Source organism: Streptomyces nogalater (assembly GCF_039532885.1).
Classification (GTDB): Bacteria; Actinomycetota; Actinomycetes; order Streptomycetales; family Streptomycetaceae; genus Streptomyces; species Streptomyces nogalater.
The window spans coordinates 158,160-178,158 of the sequence record NZ_BAAASM010000020.1; the positions used below are offsets into that span (position 1 = coordinate 158,160).

The following is a 19,999-nucleotide window of genomic DNA, read 5'->3' on the forward strand; positions in this document are numbered from 1 at the left end:
GATCCGACGACCATGACGTCTTCGACCCCTTCGAACCCCTCCGGCTCCTCCGACACCCCCGACCCCTCCTCCCGGCCCGCCCGTCCCTCCGGTCCGTCCCGGCGGGACCGTGCCCAGGCGCTGCCCGAGGAGATGCGGGAGGCACTGCGGCGGCGCCTCGCCGGCCGGGCCGCCGACGGCGCCCCGGCCGCCCGGCGGGGCATCCCGCGCGCCGACCGGGACCGCCCGCTGCCGCTGTCGTTCGCCCAGCAGCGCCTGTGGTTCCTGGACCGGCTGCGGCCCGGCGACGCCCGCTACAACAGCGCGGTCGCGGTCCGCTTCACCGGGGCGCCGGACCACGAGGCGCTGCGCGCGGCCCTCGCCACCGTCGTGGCCCGGCACGAGGCCCTGCGCACCACCTTCGAGGAGACCGACGGCCGCCCGGCGCAGCGCGTCCGCCCGGCGGGCCCGGTCCCGCTCCCGGTCCGGGACACCAGCGACCTCGACGCGGACCTGCTGGCGGAGTACTCCCGCCCCTTCGACCTGCGGCACGGACCGCTGCTGCGCGCCCTGCTGCTGCGCGAGTCGGCGACCGCGCACGTCCTGCTGCTGACGGCCCATCACATCGTCACCGACGGATGGTCGATGGGCATCGTCCTGGACGAACTGCGCACCGCCTACGACGCCCTGGCACGCGGCGCCGCCCCCGGGCTGCCCCCGGTGCCGACGCAGTACCCGGACTTCGCGGTGTGGCAGCGCGCCCAGCTCTCCGGGCCCCGCCTGGACCGCGAACTCGCCCACTGGAAGGAGAAGCTGGCCGGGACGGCGGCCCCCGAGCTGCCCCTGGACCGGCCTCGGCGCGGCGAGGAGGCGGGCGAGGGCGCCGTGCACACCTTCACCGTCCCCGCCCCGCTGACCGCGCGGCTGCGCGACCTCGCGGCCGAACGGCACAGCACCCTGCACACCGCCCTGGTCGCCGCCGTGCAGGCGCTGCTGGCCCGCTGGTCCGGGCAGGACGACATCGCCGTGGGCTCCCTCACCCCCGGCCGGCCCCGCACCGACCTCGAACGGACCGTCGGGTTCTTCGTGAACACCGTCGTGCTGCGCACCCGAGTGGACGCCTCCGGCTCCTTCCGCGACCTGCTGGCCAAGGCCGCCGACACGGTGAGCGACGCCTTCGCCCACGGCGACACGCCGTTCGAACGGATCGTGGAGGCGGTCGGCGCGCCCCGCGAGGCGGGCCGCAACCCGCTGTTCGACGTGATGGTGCTGCTGCACCCCGCCCCGCCCACCGCGACCGCCCCGCACGGGCTCGCCGCCACCCCGGTCACCGTGCCCCGGCGGGCGGCCACCTTCGACCTGAGCATCGAGTTCGTGCCGGACGGCGCCGGCCTGACCGGACTGCTGGAGTACCGCACCGACCTGTTCGACGCCGGCACGGCCGAGCGGCTGGCCGGACAACTGCTGCGCCTGTTCCAGGGCGCGGCCGAGGCACCGGACCGCCCGCTGGACAGCCTGCCGCTGCTCTCGCGGGACGAACTGCGGCACGTCCTGCGCGACTGGAGCGCCGGCCCCCGGCAGACCGTGCCCGAGGCCACCCACCCGGAGATCTTCCAGCGGCGCGCGGCCCGCACCCCGACCGCCCTCGCCCTCGTCGCGGGCGGCGAACGGCTGGACTACGCCACGCTCAACGCCCGCGCCAACCGGCTCGCCCACCACCTCATCGCGCTCGGCGCCGGCCCCGAACGGCTGGTCGCGCTGCGGCTGCCGCGCACCGCCGACATGATCACCGCGATCCTCGCCGTGTGGAAGGCGGGCGCCGGCTACCTCCCGCTGGACCCGGCGCTGCCCGAGGAACGGGTCCGGTTCCTGCTGGACGACGTGCGCCCGGCGCTGGTGCTGGACGAGGCCGCGCTGCGCGCCGTACCGGCGACCGCCCCGGACACCGACCCCACCGACGCCGACCGGCAGGCCCCACTGGATCCGGAGCACACCGCGTACGTCATCCACACCTCCGGCTCCACCGGCCGTCCCAAGGGCGTCGCCGTGCCCCACCGCGCGGCGGCCCACCTGCTGGCCGCGCACCGGTCCGGCTTCGTCGCCGAGGCGGGCGGCGGCCCGCTGCGGGTCGCGCTCACCGCGTCCTTCTCCTTCGACACCTCCCTCGAAGGCGTGCTGCTGCTCGCCGACGGCCACCCGCTGCACCTGGTGGACGAGGACACCCGGATGGACCCGGCCGCCCTGGTCGAGTACGTGGTCGAGCACCGCATCGACTTCCTCGACCTCACCCCCTCCTATCTGCGGCAGCTGCTGCCCGCCGGGCTGCTCACCGACCCCCGGCACCGCCCCCGCGTCCTCATGCTCGGCGGCGAGCCGGTCGGACCCGCGCTGTGGCGGGAGCTGGCCGCCCACCCGGAGGTGACCGCGCACAACTTCTACGGCCCCACCGAGTGCACGGTCGACGCGCTGTCCTGCCGGATCGACGGCCGCGACCGCCCGCTGGTGGGCCGCCCCCTGCCCGGGCTGCGGGCGTATGTGCTCGACGCCCGGCTGCGGCCGGTGCCGCCCGGCGTCGGCGGCGAGCTGTACCTGGCGGGTCCGCAGCTCGCCCGGGGCTACACCGGCCGGCCGGGGCTGACCGCGGCCCGCTTCCTCGCCGACCCGTTCGGGGCGCCGGGGGAGCGGATGTACCGCACCGGCGACCTGGCCCGCTGGACCGCCGACGGCCGCCTCGACTACCTCGGGCGCGCCGACGACCAGGTCAAGGTGCGCGGCCACCGTATCGAGCCCGGCGAGATCGAGGCCGCCCTGCTCGCCCTGGACGGCATCGCCGCCGCCGCGGTCGTCCCCGTGCCCGACCCGCACGGCCACACCCGGCTGGCCGCCTACGTCGTCCCCGCGCCCGGCGCGGCCCGGCCCGCCCCCGCCGGCCTGCGGGCGGCGCTGCGCCGGGTGCTGCCCGAGGCGCTGGTGCCGTCCTCCTTCACCCCGCTTGAGGCGCTGCCGCTGACCACCAGCGGCAAACTGGACCGCCGCGCCCTCCCGGCCCCCGAACACCCTGGGGAGGAACGGGAGTTCACCGCACCGCGCACCCCGGAGGAGGAGATCCTCGCCGGTATCTGGGCCGAGGTGCTCGGGGTGGACCGGGTGGGCGTCACCGACAACTTCTTCGAACTGGGCGGCGACTCCATCCTCAGCATCCAGGCCGTCTCCCGGGCCCGCGCCGCCGGGCTCGGCATCGGCTCCCAGGACGTCTTCCGGCACCAGACGGTCGCCGACCTGGCCGCCGCCGCGCCCCGCCGCACCGCCGCCGTACCCGCGCCCCGGCGCCCGCACGAGGACGGGCCCGCCCCGCTCACCCCGGTCCAGGAGTGGTTCTTCGCCACGCACGGGCCGTTGCGCCACTTCAGTATGTCGATGCTGCTCGACCTGCCCCACGACCTCGATACGCGGGCACTGGAACAGGCGCTGGAGGCGGTGGCCGCCCGCCATCCCGCCCTGCGCACCCGCTTCACCCGCACCAAGGACACCTGGCGGCAGCACCCCGGCACCGGCCCGGCCGGCGGGCTGCTGACCCGCTGCGCCCCCGGCACCCCGCCCGCCGAGGCGGCCCGCGCCGCCCGCGCCGCCCTGGACCCGGCCACCGGCACCCTGCTGCGCGCCGCCCTGCTCACCGGCCCGGACCGCCCGCGACTCTTCCTCGCCGCCCACCACCTGGCCGTCGACAGCGTCTCCTGGCGGATCCTGCTCGCCGACCTGGAGACCGCCTACCGGCAGGCGGCGGCGGGCGAGCAGCCGCGTCTGGAGCCCGAACACACCCCGTTCACCGCCTGGGCGCGCGCGCTCGCCGAGCGGGTCCGGGCCGGCGGCCTGGACGACGACCTGCCCTACTGGACGCGGGAGACCGCCGAGCCGCGCACCCCGCTCCCCGTCGACCTGCCCGGCGCCCCGCTCGCCGGATCCGTGCGCACGGTCCGCACCCGGGTGGACCGGGCCACCACCGAGGCCCTGCTGCGCAAGGTGCCCGGCGTCTACCGCACCCAGGTCAACGACGTGCTGCTGAGCGCGCTGGGCCGGGTGCTGGCCGACTGGACGGGCACCGACCGGGTGACCGTCGCCCTGGAGGGCCACGGCCGCGAGGAGGACCTCGCCGCGGGCGCCGACCTGGCCCGCACGGTCGGCTGGTTCACCACCCAGTACCCGGTCACTCTCACCCCGGCGGGCCCGGACGACTGGGGGACCACCCTCAAGGCCGTCAAGGAACGGCTGCGGGCCGTGCCCCGGCGCGGCCTCGGCTACCAGGCCCTCGGCCACCTCGGCTCGCCCCGGCCCGAGGCCCGGGCGCTCGGCCGGCTCCCGCTGCCCCAGGTGTGCTTCACCTACCACGGCCAGTGGGAGGCGCCCGCCGGAGGCGACTTCGCGCCCGTCGCCGACGTCCCCGGCACCGACATGGACCCCGGCGCGCCCCTGGACCACCTCCTGGACGTGTCCGCCCTGGTCGCCGACGGCGAGCTGGAGATCACCTGGTACTACAGCGACCAGGTGCACCACACCGGCACCGTACGGCGGCTGGCCGACGCCATGGTGGCCGCGCTCGCCGGCATCGCCGAGCACTGCGCCCGGCCCGAAGCGGGCGGCCGCACCCCCTCCGACTTCCCGCTGGCCCGCCTGGACCAGACCGGAGTCGACCGTCTCGTGGGCGACGGCCGGGACGTGGAGGACCTGCTGCCGCTCACCCCGCTCCAGGAGGGCATGCTCTTCCACCGGCTGGTCGGCGGACCGGACGACGTGTACGTGGACCAGGCCGCCCTCCTGCTGGACGGCGTCACCGACCCCGACGCCCTCGCCCTGGCCTGGCAGCGGGTCACCGACCGCACCCCGGCACTGCGCACCTCGGTGGTGTGGGAGGGCGTACCGGTGCCGCTCCAGGTCGTCCACCGGCAAGTCGCCGTACCCATACGGCAGTCGGACTGGCGGGAGCTGGACGCGCGGGAGCGGGCCGCACGGCTGGAGCGGCTGCGCGCCGACGACCTCGCGCGCGGCCTGGACCTGGGCACGGCACCGCTGATGCGGCTCACCCTCGTCCGGCTGCCCGACGCCCGGCTGCACCTGCTGTGGACCTCCCACCATCTGATCCTGGACGGCTGGAGCCTCGCCCAGGTGCTCACCGACGTGTTCGAGGAGTACGCGGCCCTCACCGCCGGCACCGCGCCCCGGCCCCCGGCGCGGCGGCCGTTCGGCGACTACGTGCGCTGGCTGGCCGGCCGGGACACCGAGGCCGCCCGCGCGCACTGGCGGACCGTCCTCGCCGGGTTCGCCACCCCCACCCCGCTGCCCGCCGACCGCGTCCGCCGCCCCGGCCACGAGACCCGCTCCGGCCGGGTGCACACCGCCGCCCTGTCCGACGAGGTCTCCGCGCGCCTGGCCCGCACCGCACGGGCGGCCGGACTCACCCTGGGCACCGTGGTGCAGGGCGCCTGGGCCCTGCTGCTGTCCCGCTACGCCGGCGAGCCGGACGTGCTGTTCGGCACCACCGTCTCCGGACGCCCCGACGACCTGCCCGGCGCCGAGTCCATGGTGGGCATGTTCATCAACACCCTGCCCACCCGGGTCCGCGTGGACGACGCCGGCACCGCCGCCGACTGGCTCCGCGGACTCCAGGAAGAGCAGGCCGCAGCCCGCCGGTTCGCCGAGGTGTCCCTCGCCGAACTGACCGCGCTGAGCGACATACCCGCCGGCAGCCCGCTGTTCGACAGCATGGTCGCCTTCGAGAACTACCCCTTCGACCAGGCGCGTTCCGTCGCGACCGGCATCCGCCTGGCCGACGTCTCGGCCCGCGACGCCACCAACTACCCGCTCGTGCTGCGCGCTTGGCAGGGCGAGCGGTTCGGCTTCGACCTCGGCTACGACCCCGAGCTGTTCGACGCCCCGACCGTACGCTCCCTCGCCGACCGGCTGTGCCTGCTGCTCACCGAGCTCGCCGACGACCCCGACCGGCCCGTGCGCGCCCTCGCCTGGACCACCGCCGAGGAGCGGCACCGCATCCTCACGGACTGGAACGGCACCGCCGAGGGCCGGCCCGCCGACACCCTGGACGCCCTGTTCACCGCCCAGGCCGCCCGCACCCCCGGCGCCGAGGCCGTCACCTGCGGCGGCGAACGGCTCGACTACGCCACCCTGGACGCACGCTCCGGACGGCTCGCGCACCGGCTCGCCGAACTCGGCGCCGGCCCCGAGACGTTCGTCGCGCTCGCCCTGCCCCGCTCCACCGACCTCGTCGTGGCCGTCCTCGCCGTCCTCAAGACCGGCGCCGCCTACCTGCCCGTCGACCCCGCCCTGCCCGCCGAACGCGTCCGGCACCTGCTGGCGGACGCCCGACCGGTCGCGCTCGTCACCACCGGGCAGACCCTGGCGGACACCGGCGTGCCCCGGGTACCGCTGGACGACCCGGACGTGCGCGCCGACCTGGCCCGCCGCCCGGCCGCCGGCCCGCCCCGCCGCGCGCACCCCGACAGCCCCGCCTACGCCATCTACACCTCCGGCTCCACCGGCCGCCCCAAGGGCGTCGTCGTCCCGCACGCGAACGTCGTCCGGCTGTTCACCCGCACCCGGGACTGGTTCGGCTTCGGCCCCGACGACGTGTGGACGCTGTTCCACTCCTACGCCTTCGACTTCTCGGTGTGGGAGCTGTGGGGTCCGCTGCTGCACGGCGGCCGGCTGGTGATCGTCCCCGAGGACACCGCCCGCTCCCCGGAGGACTTCCTGCGCCTGCTCGCCGACGAACGGGTCACCGTCCTCAACCAGACCCCCTCCGCCTTCTACCCGCTGATCCGCGCCGACGCAGAACTCCCCGAAGCGAGCCGGCGGCTGGCGCTGCGCACGGTGGTGTTCGGCGGCGAGGCACTGGACGTCGCCCGGCTCGCCGACTGGTACGCCCGCCACCCGGACACCGCGCCCCGCCTGGTGAACATGTACGGCATCACCGAGACCACCGTGCACGTCACCTACGCGCCGCTGGACGCCCCGGCGGCCCGCGCCGGCACCGCCAGCCCCATCGGCACCGGCATCCCCGACCTCAGGCTCTACGTCCTCGACGGCCGCCTGACACCGGTGCCGCCCGGCGCCGTCGGCGAACTGTACGTCGCCGGCGAGGGCCTGGCCCGCGGCTACCTCGACCGCCCCGGACTCACCGCCACCCGCTTCCCCGCCGACCCCTTCGGCCCGCCCGGCACCCGCATGTACCGCACCGGCGACCGGGCCCGCTGGCGGGCCGACGGCACCCTGGAGTACCTGGGCCGCGCCGACCAGCAGGTGAAGATCCGCGGCTACCGCATCGAGCCCGGCGAGATCGAGGCCGCCCTGCACCGCCACCCCGGCGTGGGCGCGGCCACCGTCGGCGTGTACGAGGACGCCGCCGGCACCCGCCGCCTCGTCGCCCACGTCGTCGGCACCGGAACCGGCGACCGTGCCGTACCACCCCCGCCCGCCGCGGAACTCCGCGCCCACCTGGCCGGGCTGCTGCCCGCGCACATGGTGCCGGCCGCGTATGTGCCGCTGGCCGCGCTGCCGCTCACCGCCAACGGCAAGCTCGACCGGCGCGCCCTGCCTGCGCCCGGCCCCGACGGCTTCGCCGCCGACGCCACCCGGACCCCGCCGCGCACCGCCGCCGAACGGCTGGTCGCCGCCGCCTGGACGGACGTCCTGGACACCGGCGAGGTCGGCGCCGACGACGACTTCTTCGCCCTCGGCGGCGACTCCATCCTCGCCGTCCGCGTCACCTCCCGGCTGCGCGCCGCCTTCGGCACGGACATCTCGCCCCGGCTGCTGTTCACCCACTCCACGCTGTCCCGTCTCGCCGCCGAACTGGGCGAGCCCCGGACCGCGGCCGTGGCCGGGGCGGACCCGGCCGCCGCCACCATCCCGGCCACCGATCCGGACGCCCCGGCCCCCCTGTCGTACGCCCAGCAACGCCTGTGGTTCCTCGACCGGTTCGAGCCGGGCGGTACCGCGTACACCACCCTGTCCGTGCTGCGGCTGCGCGGCACCCTGGACACCACCGCGCTGCGCACCGCGCTGGACGGCCTGGTCGCCCGGCACGAGGCGCTGCGCACCACCTTCGCCGAACACGACGGCCAGGCCCGGCAGTTCGTACACCCGCCGCGGCCCGTGGACCTCCCGGTGGACGACCTGGCGGACACCACCGCCCTGGACGCCCTCCTGGAGCGGGAAGCCGGCACCCCCTTCGACCTGGCCGCCGGGCCGCTGCTGCGGGCCCGCCTGGCCCGGCTCGCCGCCGGCGAGCACGTCCTGGTGCTGGCCGTCCACCACATCGTCACCGACGGCTGGTCCGGCGGAGTGCTGGCCCGGGACCTGGGCGAGCTGTACACGGCCGCCCTGGAGGACCGCCGCCCCACCCTGCCCGCACTGCCCGTGCGCTACGCCGACTACGCCGCCTGGCAGCGCGCCCGCGCCGAACGCGCCGACTCCCACCTCGCCTACTGGCGTCGGACCCTGGACGGCGTGACCCCGCTGGAACTGCCCACCGACCGGCCGCGCCCCGCCGTCCGCACCCGGGACGGCGCCCTGCTGACGTTCACCCTGCCCGCCGCGCTCACCGAGCGGCTGCGCGAGCGCGGCCGGGAAGCCGACGCCACCTTGTACATGACCCTGGTGACGGCCTGCCAGGTGCTGCTCGCGCGCTGGGCGGGCCAGGAGGACGTCACCGTCGGCACCGTCACCGCCGGCCGCGAGAAGCCCGAACTGCACGACGTGGTCGGCATGTTCGTCAACACGCTGGTGCTGCGCGCCCGGGTCCGCCCCGAACTGCCCTTCAGGGAACTGCTGGCCGGGGTGCGCACCACCGTCCTGGACGCGTTCGCCCACCAGGAAGTGCCCTTCGAACGCGTCGTGGACGCCGTCCAGCCCGAGCGGGACACCAGCCGTACCCCGCTGTTCCAGGTCATGGTCGCCCTGCACAACCTCGACGCCGAACCACCCCGGCTGCCCGGCCTGACGGTGACACCGGTCACCCCGCCGGTCCGCACCGCCACCTTCGACCTCGCCTTCGACTTCGTGGAGACCGACGACGGCCTCACCGGCCACCTGGAGTACAGCACCGGCCTGTTCGACGCCGACACCGCCGGACGCCTCGCCGCCCGGCTGCGCGTCCTGCTGGAGGCCGCCGCCGAGGACCCCGGGCAGCCCGTCGGCCGGCTGCCGCTGATGACCGGCGACGAACACCGCCAGGTGCTCCGCCACGGCCGGGGCGCCCCGCTGCCCGCGCCGGACACCACCTTCCCCGCCCTCTTCCAGGCCCAGGCCGCCCGCACCCCCCACCACACCGCGCTCGCCGCCCGCGACACCACCCTCGGCTTCGCCGCGCTCAACCGGCGCGCCAACCGGCTCGCCCACCACCTCATCGCCCAGGGCGCCGGCCCCGAGGACGTCGTCGCCGTACGCCTGCCACGCACCACCGACCTGATGGTCACCCTGCTCGCGGTCCTGAAGGCGGGCGCCACCCTGCTCTGCCTGGACCCGGAACTGCCCCGGCACCGGCAGGACCTCCTGCTCGCCGACGCCCGCCCGCACATCCTGCTGACCCACCTGGACGAGGTGCCCTGGGACCGGCTGCCCGACCACGACCCGACCGACGCCGACCGCATCCGGCCCCTGCTGCCCGGACACACCGCCTACCTCGTCTACACCTCCGGCTCCACCGGCCGCCCCAAGGGCGTCGCCGTGGAACACCGGCAGCTGGTCAACCTCTGCCACGACCACCGCGCGGGCCTGCTCGCCCCGCACACCACGGACGGACGGCGGCTGCGGGCCGCGCTCAGCGCCTCCTTCTCCTTCGACACCTCCTGGGAGGGGCCCCTGCTGCTCGCCCTCGGCCACGAGGTGCACCTCATCGACGAGGACGTCCGCCTGGACCCGGAGGCGTTCTGCGCCCAGGTCGCCGAGCACCGCCTGGACCTGGTCAACGTCACCCCCTCCTTCCTGCGCGAACTCACCGCCGCCGGACTGCTCGCCCCCGGCCGCCACCACCCGCGCCTGCTGCTCGTCGGCGGCGAGGCCGTCACCCCGGCGGTCTGGCGCGAACTCGCCCGCGCCGAACGGGATACGGGCGTGGCCGTGTACAACATGTACGGGCCCACCGAGTGCACCGTCGACGCCGTCTACGGCCGCGTTGCGGACCGCCCCGACCGCCCGGTCATCGGCCGCCCCGGCGGAAGGCTGCGCGCCTACGTCCTCGACGGCGCCCTGCGCCCGGTGCCGCCCGGTGTGCCCGGCGAGCTGTACCTGGCCGGGGCGCAGGTGGCCCGCGGCTACCTGAACCGGCCCGGCCTGACCGCCGCCCGCTTCCCCGCCGACCCGTTCGGGGCGCCGGGGGAGCGGATGTACCGCACCGGGGACCGGGCCCGCTGGGACGGGGACGGGCTGCTGGAGTTCCTGGGCCGGGTGGACGAACAGGTCAAGATCCGCGGGTTCCGCATCGAGCCCGGCGAGGTGGAGGCCGCCCTGCTGGACCACCCCGATGTCGCCGACGCCGCGGTGGCCGCCCGGGAACACGCCGGCCGGCTCATGCTCGTCGGCTATGTGGTGCCCGCCGCCGGACGCGTCCCGTCCGCCGACGCCCTGCGCCTCGCGCTGCGCCGCACCCTGCCCGACCACATGGTGCCCGCCGCGTTCGTCCCGCTCGCCCGTATCCCGCGCACCACCAGCGGCAAGACCGACCGGCGCGCCCTGCCCGCCCCGCCCGCGCGGCCCGACAGCGCCACCCCGTACGTCGCCCCCCGGCCCGGCACCGAGGAACGCCTGGCCGCGATCTGGGCCGAGGTACTCGGCGTCGAACGCGTCGGCGCCCGCGACAACTTCTTCGCCCTAGGCGGCGACTCCATCCTGAGCATCCAGATCGTCTCCCGCGCCCGGCAGGCCGGATACGCCCTCACCACCAAGGACGTCTTCCGGCACCAGACCGTCGCCGAACTCGCCCTGTGCGCGAAGCAGTCCACGCCCCGACCGGTCGTCGAGGAGGCCGGCGAGGCACCGCTGACCCCGATCCAGCACTGGTACCTGGACGGCCGCGACCCCGCCCGGCCGCTGCGGTTCACCATGACCCAGCGCCTGGAACTCGCCGCCGGAACCCGCTCCCCGGCACTGGAGCGGGCCACCGACGCGGTCGTCCGCGCGCACGCGGCCCTGCGCACCCGGTTCCGCCACACCCCCGGCGGCTGGCGCCAGGAGGCGCTGCCCGAGGCCCCGGACGGCGTGTTCACCCGGCACGACGTGGCCGCGCTGGACGGCCCGGCGCTGGAGAGCGAGGCCCAGCGGCTCACCCAGGAGGCGCAGGCCGCCCTCGATCCCACGGCCGGGCGCGTCGTCCGCGTCCTGTTCCTCGACCGGGGCCCGGACCGTCCCGGCCAACTCGTCGTCACCGCCCACCACCTGGTCATCGACGGGGTGTCCTGGCGGATCCTGCTCGCGGACCTGGAGGCCGCCCACCGGGCGGCGGCGGCCGGCCGGCCCGCCGACCCGCCCGCCCCCGGCACCCCCTACGGCCACTGGGCCGCCCGCCTGGAGCGGCACACCCGCTCCGGCGCCCTGGACGCCGACCTGCCGTACTGGATCCGCACCGGCGCGGCCCCCGCCGAGCTGCCCGCCGGACGCCCCGGACCGAACACCCACGGCACCGCCGCCACCCTCACCGTCACCCTGGACCAGCCCACCACCGACGCCCTGCTGCGCCGGGTCCCGGAGACCTACCGCACCCAGGTCAACGACGTCCTGCTCGGCGCCCTCGGCCGCACCCTGGCCCGCTGGTGCGGACGCGACACCGTCCTGCTGGGCGTGGAGGGCCACGGCCGGGAGGAACTCTTCGAGGACGTGGACCTGTCCCGGACCGTCGGCTGGTTCACCGCCGAGTACCCCCTGGCCCTGCGCGTCGCCCCGGACGCCGGCTGGCACGACACCCTCCGCTCGGTCAAGGAACAGCTGCGCGCGGTCCCGCTGCACGGCCTGAGCCACGGCGCCCTGCGCCACCTGGTGCCCGGCAGCCCCCTCGCCGGCGCCCCGGCACCGAGGGTCGGCTTCAACTACCACGGCCGGTGGGACACCGACGGCACCGGCGGCCTGTTCCGCGGCGCGCTGCCCCCGGCCGGCCGCGACACCGACCCGGACGAACCCCGCCCCTACCTGCTGGACATCACCGGCGTCGTCCAGCACGGCCGCCTCGAGCTCGGCTGGACCTACCCGGCGGCCGTCTACGACGAGACCACCGTCCGCCGGCTCGCCGAGGACACCCTCACCGCCCTGCGCGAGATCGTGGCGCACTGCGCGGACCCCGGAGCCGGCGGCCGCACCCCCTCCGACTTCCCCCTCGCCGGCCTTGGACAGGACGAGCTGGACCGGCTCGTCGGCACCGGCCGGCACATCGAGGACGTGCTGCCGCTCACCCCGCTCCAGTCCGGCATGCTCTTCCACGGCCTCGTCGGCACCGAGCACGCCTACTTCGACCGCACCGCCGTACGGCTGTCCGGGGTGGCCGACCCGCGCGCCTTCGCCACCGCCTGGCAGCAGGTCGCCGACCGCACCCCGGCGCTGCGCACCAGCGTCCACTGGCACGGCCTGCCCCACCCCGTCCAGGTCGTCCACCGCCACGCCGAACTGCCCGTCACCCACCTCGACTGGCGCACCCTGACGCCCGCCGAGCGCGCCGAGGCCACCGACCGGCTGCTCGCCGAGGACCGCGCGGCCGGCCTGGACCTCACCACCGCGCCGCTCACCCGGATCACCCTGGCCGCGCTGCCCGGCGACGAGGTGCTGCTGCTGTGGTCCACCCACCACATCGTCCTCGACGGCTGGAGCACCGGGCAGCTGCTCACCGAGGTCTGCGCCCGCTACGCCGCCCTCACCGGCGGCCCCGAGGAGGCATCCCCCGTCCGGCGGCCCTTCGCGGACTTCCTGCACTGGCTGCGCGCGCAGGACGAGACGGCCGCCGAACGGCACTGGGCCGAGGCGCTCGCCGGATTCACCGCCCGCACCCCGCTGCCGTACGACCGGGCGCCCGCCGAGGCCCACCGGGCCCGCTCCGCCGCCGCCGTCCACCACGAGCTGGACGCGGAGGTCTCCCGCCGGCTGCGGGAGCGCGCCGCCCGCGCCGGACTCACCGTCAACACCGTGGTGGAGGGCGCCTGGGCGTTGCTGCTGGCCCGCTCCGGCGGCCGGGACGACGTGGTGTTCGGCACCACCGTCTCCGGCCGCCCGGCCGAACTCCCCGGCGTCGAAGGCATGATCGGCATGTTCGTGAACACCGTGCCGGCCCGGGTGCGGATCCCCGCCGGGCCGGTGCTGCCCTGGCTGCGCGACCTCCAGGAACGGCAGAGCGACGCCCGCCGCTTCGACTTCCTCGCCCTGCCGCGCATCCAGGCCGTCAGCGAAGTCCCGCCCGGCGAGCCGCTGTTCGACAGCATGGTGGTGTTCGAGAACTACCCCGTGGACGAGTCGGCGACCGCCCGCACCGGCGTGCGTGTCGAGGAGGTACGCGCCGACGACGCCACCACCTTCGCCTGGTGCCTGCGCGCCCACCTCGACGAACGGCTCGGCTTCGACCTGGCCTACGACCCCGCCCTGTTCGACCCCGGCACCGCCGAGCGCGCCGCCGGCCGGCTGGCCGCGCTGCTCACCACCCTCGCCGACGGATTCGACACCGACCTGGCCCGCCTGGACCTGCTCACCCCGGCCGACCGCGAACTGCTGGCCGCCTGGAACACCACCGCCCGCCCGGCCGATCCGCGCAGCCCCGTGGACCTGTTCGCCGAGCGGGCCCGCCGCACCCCGGACGCGGTCGCGGTCCACGACGGCGACCGCGAGCTGACCTACCGCGAACTGCACCACTGGGCACGCGCGCTGGCCGGACGGCTGGTCGCCGGCGGACTGGCGCCCGAGGACCGGGTGGCCCTGCCGATGGACCGCTCCGCCGAACTCGTCGTCGCCCAGCTCGCGGTCCTCCTGGCCGGCGGCGCCTACGTTCCCGTCGACACCCGCGCCCCCGAGGAACGCCGCCGCGCCCTGCTCACCGAGGCGGGCGCCACCGCCCGCCTCACGGCGGCCGACGTGACCGCGGCCCGTACCGCGGCGGCGGGGCACCGGCTGCCGCCCGCCGACCCCGACCGGTTGGCCTACGTGATGTTCACCTCCGGCTCCACCGGGCTGCCCAAGGCCGTCGCGGTACGGCACCGGGACGTGGCGGCGCTGGGCACCGACAGCCGCTTCGGCGGCGGGGTGTGCGACCGGGTGCTGCTGCACTCGCCGGTGGCGTTCGACGCGTCCACCTTCGAGGTGTGGGCGCCCCTGCTCAACGGCGGCCGCGTGGTCGTGGCACCCGGCGGGAGCGTGGACGCCGCCCTGCTGCGCCGGCTCGCCGCCGACGGCGGGCTCACCGCGCTGTGGCTGACCGCCGGACTGTTCCGGCTGCTCGCCCAGGACGCCCCGGACTGCTTCCGGGGCCTGGCGCAGGTGTGGACCGGCGGCGACGTCGTCCCCGCCGCCGCCGTGCGCCGGGTGCTGGCCGCCTGCCCCGGACTGACCGTCGTGGACGGCTACGGCCCCACCGAGACCACCACCTTCGCGACCTCCTTCGCCCTCACCGACCCGGCGGCCGTACCCGGCACCGTCCCCATCGGCCACCCGCTGGACGACATGCGGGTCCACGTCCTCGACGCCCGGCTGCGGCCCGTACCGCCGGGCTGCCCGGGCGAGCTGTACCTGGCCGGCGAGGGCGTCGCACGCGGCTACCTGGGCCGCCCCGGTGAGAGCGCCGCCCGCTTCCCCGCCGACCCCTTCGGCCCGCCCGGCGCCCGCATGTACCGCACGGGCGACCTGGCCCGGCGGCGCCCGGACGGCACCGTGGAGTTCCTGGGCCGGGCCGACGACCAGGTCAAGATCCGCGGCTTCCGGGTGGAGCCCGGCGAGGCCGAGGCCGCGCTCGCCGCCCACCCGGGCGTGACGGACGTCGCCGTCCTGGCCCGCGAGGACCGGCCGGGCGCCAAACGGCTCGTGGCCTACGTCGTCGGAGAGGCCGGCCGGGACGCCGGGGAACTGCGGGCCTTCGCCGCCCGCACCCTGCCCGACTACCTCGTGCCCGCCGCCGTCGTCCCGCTCGCCGCCCTGCCGCTCAGCCGCAACGGCAAGGTCGACCGGGCCGCCCTGCCCGCGCCCGAGGCCCTGCCCGGGCGGGCCCGGACCGAACCCCGCACGGAGGCCGAGCGCCGCACGGCGGCCGTCTTCGCGGAGGTGCTGGGCTCGGAACCACCCGGTGTGGAGGACGACTTCTTCCAGCTGGGCGGCGACTCGATCCTGAGCATCCGGCTCGCCTCCCGGCTCGCCGAGACCTTCGACGCCGACGTCACCCCGCGCGCGGTGTTCACCCACCCCACGCCGGCCGCCCTGGCCCGGCTGCTCGGCACCCGTCGCGGATCCGGCCGCCCGGCGCTCGTCCCGGTCGACCGCGGCACCGTCGCACCGATGTCCCACGCCCAGCAACGCCTGTGGTTCCTCCAGGAGTTCGAACCCGACGGCGCGGAGTACGTCACCGCGCTCGCCCTGCGGCTGCGCGGCACCCTGGACACCGGAGCGCTGCGCGCGGCCCTCACCGCCGTGGCGGCCCGGCACGAGTCCCTGCGCACCACCTTCGACAGCGTCGACGGACGCGGCGTCCAGATCGTCCACCCGCCCCGGCAGGTGCCGCTGCCCGTCCGCGACCTGTCCAGGGTCGCCGGGGCCAAGTGGGAGCCGGAGATGCGGCGGCTGCTCGCCGAGGACCGCGCCCGCCCCTTCGACCTGCGCGAGGGCCCGCTGCTGCGCGCCGGCCTGATCCGGCTCGCCGAGCAGGACCACGTCCTCTCCCTCGCCCTGCACCACATCGTCACCGACGGCTGGTCCACCGCCGTCCTGCTCGGCGACCTCGCCCACCACTACCGCGCCGAACTGGGCGCGGCCGACGGCGAACTGCCGCCGCTGCCGGTGCAGTACGCCGACTACGCGCACTGGCAGCGCACCGCCGGCGACACCGGCGCCGACGAGCACCTCGCCTACTGGAAGGAGCGACTGGCCGGCACGGCACCGCTGGACCTGCCCACCGACCGGCCCCGCCCGCCGGTGCGCACCAGCGCCGGCGCGACCACCCGGCTGACCGTGCCCGCCCCGGCCGTCACCCGGCTCACCCGGCTCGCCCGGGACCACGGCACCACCCTGTTCACTACGCTCGTCGCCGCCGCCCAGGCCTACCTCGCCCGGCTCACGGGCGCCGAGGACATCGCCGTGGGCACCGTCACCTCCGGCCGCGACCGGCCCGAGACCCAGGGCCTGGTCGGGTTCTTCGTCAACACCCTGGTGCTGCGCTCCCGGGCCGAGGCCGCCCGGCCGTTCGCCGCGTTCCTCACCGACGTACGGCAGACCGTCCTCGACGCCTTCGCCCACCAGGACGTGCCGTTCGAACGGGTCGTGGACGCCGTCCAACCCGAGCGGGACACCAGCCGCAGCCCGCTCTTCCAGGTCATGGTCGTCCTCCAGAACACCCCGGCCGCCGCCGTCGACCTGCCCGGCCTGGACGTCACCGACGTCGAACCCGACTCCCAGCAGGCCGCGTTCGACCTCACCGTGGAGTTCGCCGAGACCGGCACCGGCGCCCTGCACGGCCTGCTCACCTACAACACCGACCTGTTCGACGCGACCACCGCCGAACGGATGGCCGCACAGCTCGGCACCCTGCTGCGCGCCGTCGCCGAGGACCCCGACCGGCCGCTCGGCGCCCTGCCGCCGGCCTCCGACGACGAGCTGAGGGCCCTGTCGGCGCACGGCCGGGGCACCTTCAGCCCGGTGCCCGAGTCCACCCTGCCCGCCCTGTTCGAACGGCAGGCGGCCCGTACCCCGGACGCCGTGGCGCTGATCGACGGAGACCGGGAACTGACCTACGCCGAGGTCGACCGGGCGGCCAACCGGCTCGCCCACCGGCTCATCCGCGACGGCGTCGGACCGGAGCGCGTGGTGGCCCTGGCGCTGCCCCGCTCGGCGTCGAGCGTGGTGGCCCAGCTCGCCGTCGCCAAGGCCGGCGGTGCCTTCCTGCCCGTGGACCCCGACTACCCCGCCCCCAGAAGGGAGTTCATGATCCGGGACGCGGGCGCCCACCTGGTCCTCGGCGACCCGGCCGGCGTATGGGCCGCCGACGGACCGGACACGGCACCCACGGACGCCGACCGCACCACCGCGCTCACCCCCGCCCACCCCGCCTACGTCATCTACACCTCCGGCTCCACCGGCACCCCCAAGGGCGTCGTGGTCACCCACCGGGGCCTGGCCTCCTTCGCCGCGGCGGCCGCCGAACAGTACGCGGCGGGCCCCGGCGACCGGGTCCTGCAGTTCGCCTCCCCGAGCTTCGACGCCTCCGTGCTGGAACTGTGCGTCTCCCTGCTCGGCGGGGCCGCGCTGGTCACCGGCGAGGAAGGACCGCTGGTCGGGGAACGGCTCGCCGAGGTGCTCGCCGGACGGGAGATCACCCACACCCTGATCCCGCCGGCCGCGCTGGCCACCGTACCGCCCGAGGCCGCCGCCGCCCTGCCCCGCTTGCGCACCCTCATCGTGGGCGCCGAGGCCTGCCCCGCCGACCTGGTCGACACCTGGTCCCCCGGCCGCCGGATGATCAACTCCTACGGCCCCACCGAGGCCACCGTGGTCGCCACCTGGACCGGCCCGCTGACCCCCGGCACGGGGACCCCGTCCATCGGCCGTCCCGCCGGCACCACCCGGGTCCAGGTGCTCGACGCCGCCCTGCGCCCCGTACCGCCCGGCGTGACCGGCGAGCTGTACGTCTCCGGACCCGGCCTGGCCCGCGGCTATCTGGGCCGGCCCGGACTGACCGCCCAGCGGTTCCTGCCCGACCCGTCCGGGGCGCCCGGGGAGCGGATGTACCGCACCGGGGACCTGGTCCGGTGGACCGCCGACGGCCGGCTCCACTTCGCCGGACGCGCCGACGACCAGGTCAAGCTGCGCGGCTACCGCATCGAACCCGGCGAGATCGAGAGCGCGCTGCGCCGCAGCCCCCTGGTCCGGGACGCGGCCGTCGTCGTCCGCGCGGACGGGAGCGGCGCACCGGCCCGGCTCGTCGCCTACGTCGTCCCGGCGGCGGACGGCACCGCCCCGCCCGTCGGTGAGCTGCGGCTGCACCTGGCCGGGTCACTGCCCCCGCACATGGTGCCGTCGGTCTTCATCCCGCTGGAGCGGCTGCCGCTCACCCCGAACGGCAAGACCGACCGCCGCGCCCTGCCCGCGCCCGGCCCCGCCCAGGCCGCGGACGGACCGCGCACCGCGCCGCGCACCGGCACCGAACGCCGGATCGCCCGGATCTGGGCCGATGTGCTGGGCATCGAAGAAGTCGGCGCCGACGACAACTTCTTCGCGCTCGGCGGCGACTCCATCCTGAGCATGCAGGTCGTCTCCCGGCTGCGCCGCGACGGCCTGCACGTGGCCACCCGGGACCTGTTCACCCACCAGACCGTCGCCGAACTCGCCACCGTCGTGCGCGCCGCGCCCCGGCGGTCCGCCACCGGCCCGGTCACCGGCGACGTGCCGCTCACCCCGATCCAGCACTGGTTCCTCACCACCCCGCGCGCCGCCCACCACCACTTCAACCAGTCGGCACTGCTGGAACTCGACGGCACCCCCGACCCGCGCGCCCTGCGCGCCGCCCTCGACGCGCTGTTGGAACACCACGACGCCCTGCGCATGACGTTCACCCAGGAAGCCGGAGGCTGGCGGCAGTTCAACCCACCGCCGGCCCCCGGCCAGGACATCCTGGTCCGGCACGACCTGACGGGCCTGTCCGCCGAGGACGCCGACGCGGCCATGACCAAGGCCGCCGACGAACTCCACGCGAGCTTCGACCTGGCCCACGGCCCGCACCTGCGCGCGGCCCTGTTCACCGGCGCGGCCGACCGGCCCGCCTTCCTCCTCCTCGTCGCCCACCACCTGGTCGTGGACGCCGTCTCCTGGCGCATCCTGCGCGACGACCTGGAGACCGCCTACCGGCAGGCCCGGCACGGCGGCCCGGTCACCCTGGGGGAGCGGAGTACCAGCTTCCGGGAGTGGGCCAGGAGGCTCGCCGCACATGTCACCGAGGGCGGTCTCGACCACGAACTGCCCTACTGGGAACAGGCGGTGAACACCGAGGAGCCCCCGGCCCCGGCCCCGGCCCCGGCCGGCGGCGCCGGACCGGCCGCCACGGTGAGCGTGGAACTCGGCGAGGAGGACACCACCGCCCTGCTGCGCTCCGCTCCCACCGCCTACCGCACCCGCGTCAACGACGTGCTGCTCGCCGCCCTCGCCCTGGCCCTGGCCCGCTGGACGGGACGCGACCGGGTCCGCCTGGACCTGGAGGGACACGGCCGTGAGGACCTGCTCGACGGCGTCGACCTGACCCGCACCGTCGGCTGGTTCACCACCGTCCACCCCGTCGCTCTCGACGTCCCCGACCCCGCCGACCTGAGCCCGGACCGCGACTGGCGGGCACTGGTGAAGTCGGTGCGCCGCCGGCTGCGCGCCGTACCCGCGGGCGGCATCGGCTTCGGCGCGCTGCGCACCTTCGGCCCGCCCGAGGTCCGCGAACGCCTCGGCGGCACCGCGCACAGCCAGGTGGTGTTCAACTACCTCGGCCAGTGGGACGCCCGCCCCGACACGGCGGACGGCGGCCTGGTCCGCGCAGAACACGGCTCCTTCGGCCAGGACCACGACCCCCGGGACCCCGGCTCCCACCCGCTGGAGGTGGTCGGCGCCGTCCAGCACGGCCGGCTCGCCTTCACCTGGCACCACCGGACCGGCGTCCACGACACCGCGACCGTACGCCGGGTGGCCGAGGAGTTCGCCACCGCCCTGCGCCACCTCGCCCGGCACGCAAGGACAGGCCGGTGACGACCCTCCGCCCCCGCGCCCCGCACGGCCGCCCCCGCTCACCACCCACCCGCCCCTGACC

The 19,999-nt window shown here is 76.5% G+C and carries 1 protein-coding gene; it reads left to right on the plus strand.

The genetic code is table 11. From position 1 onward, the window contains the following. The first annotated feature begins 12 nt into the window (after window positions 1-12). Window positions 13-19,938, plus strand: a complete 19,926-nt coding sequence (locus tag ABD350_RS16430; protein WP_344348844.1) for a non-ribosomal peptide synthase/polyketide synthase — start codon at window positions 13-15, stop codon at window positions 19,936-19,938. Window positions 19,939-19,999 lie beyond the last annotated feature (61 nt).

What these genes read in the sequence shown, in the direction of transcription:
- ABD350_RS16430 (WP_344348844.1), top strand. Translation starts at nt 13, where the DNA reads ATGACGTCTTCGACCCCTTCGAACCCCTCCGGCTCCTCCGACACCCCC.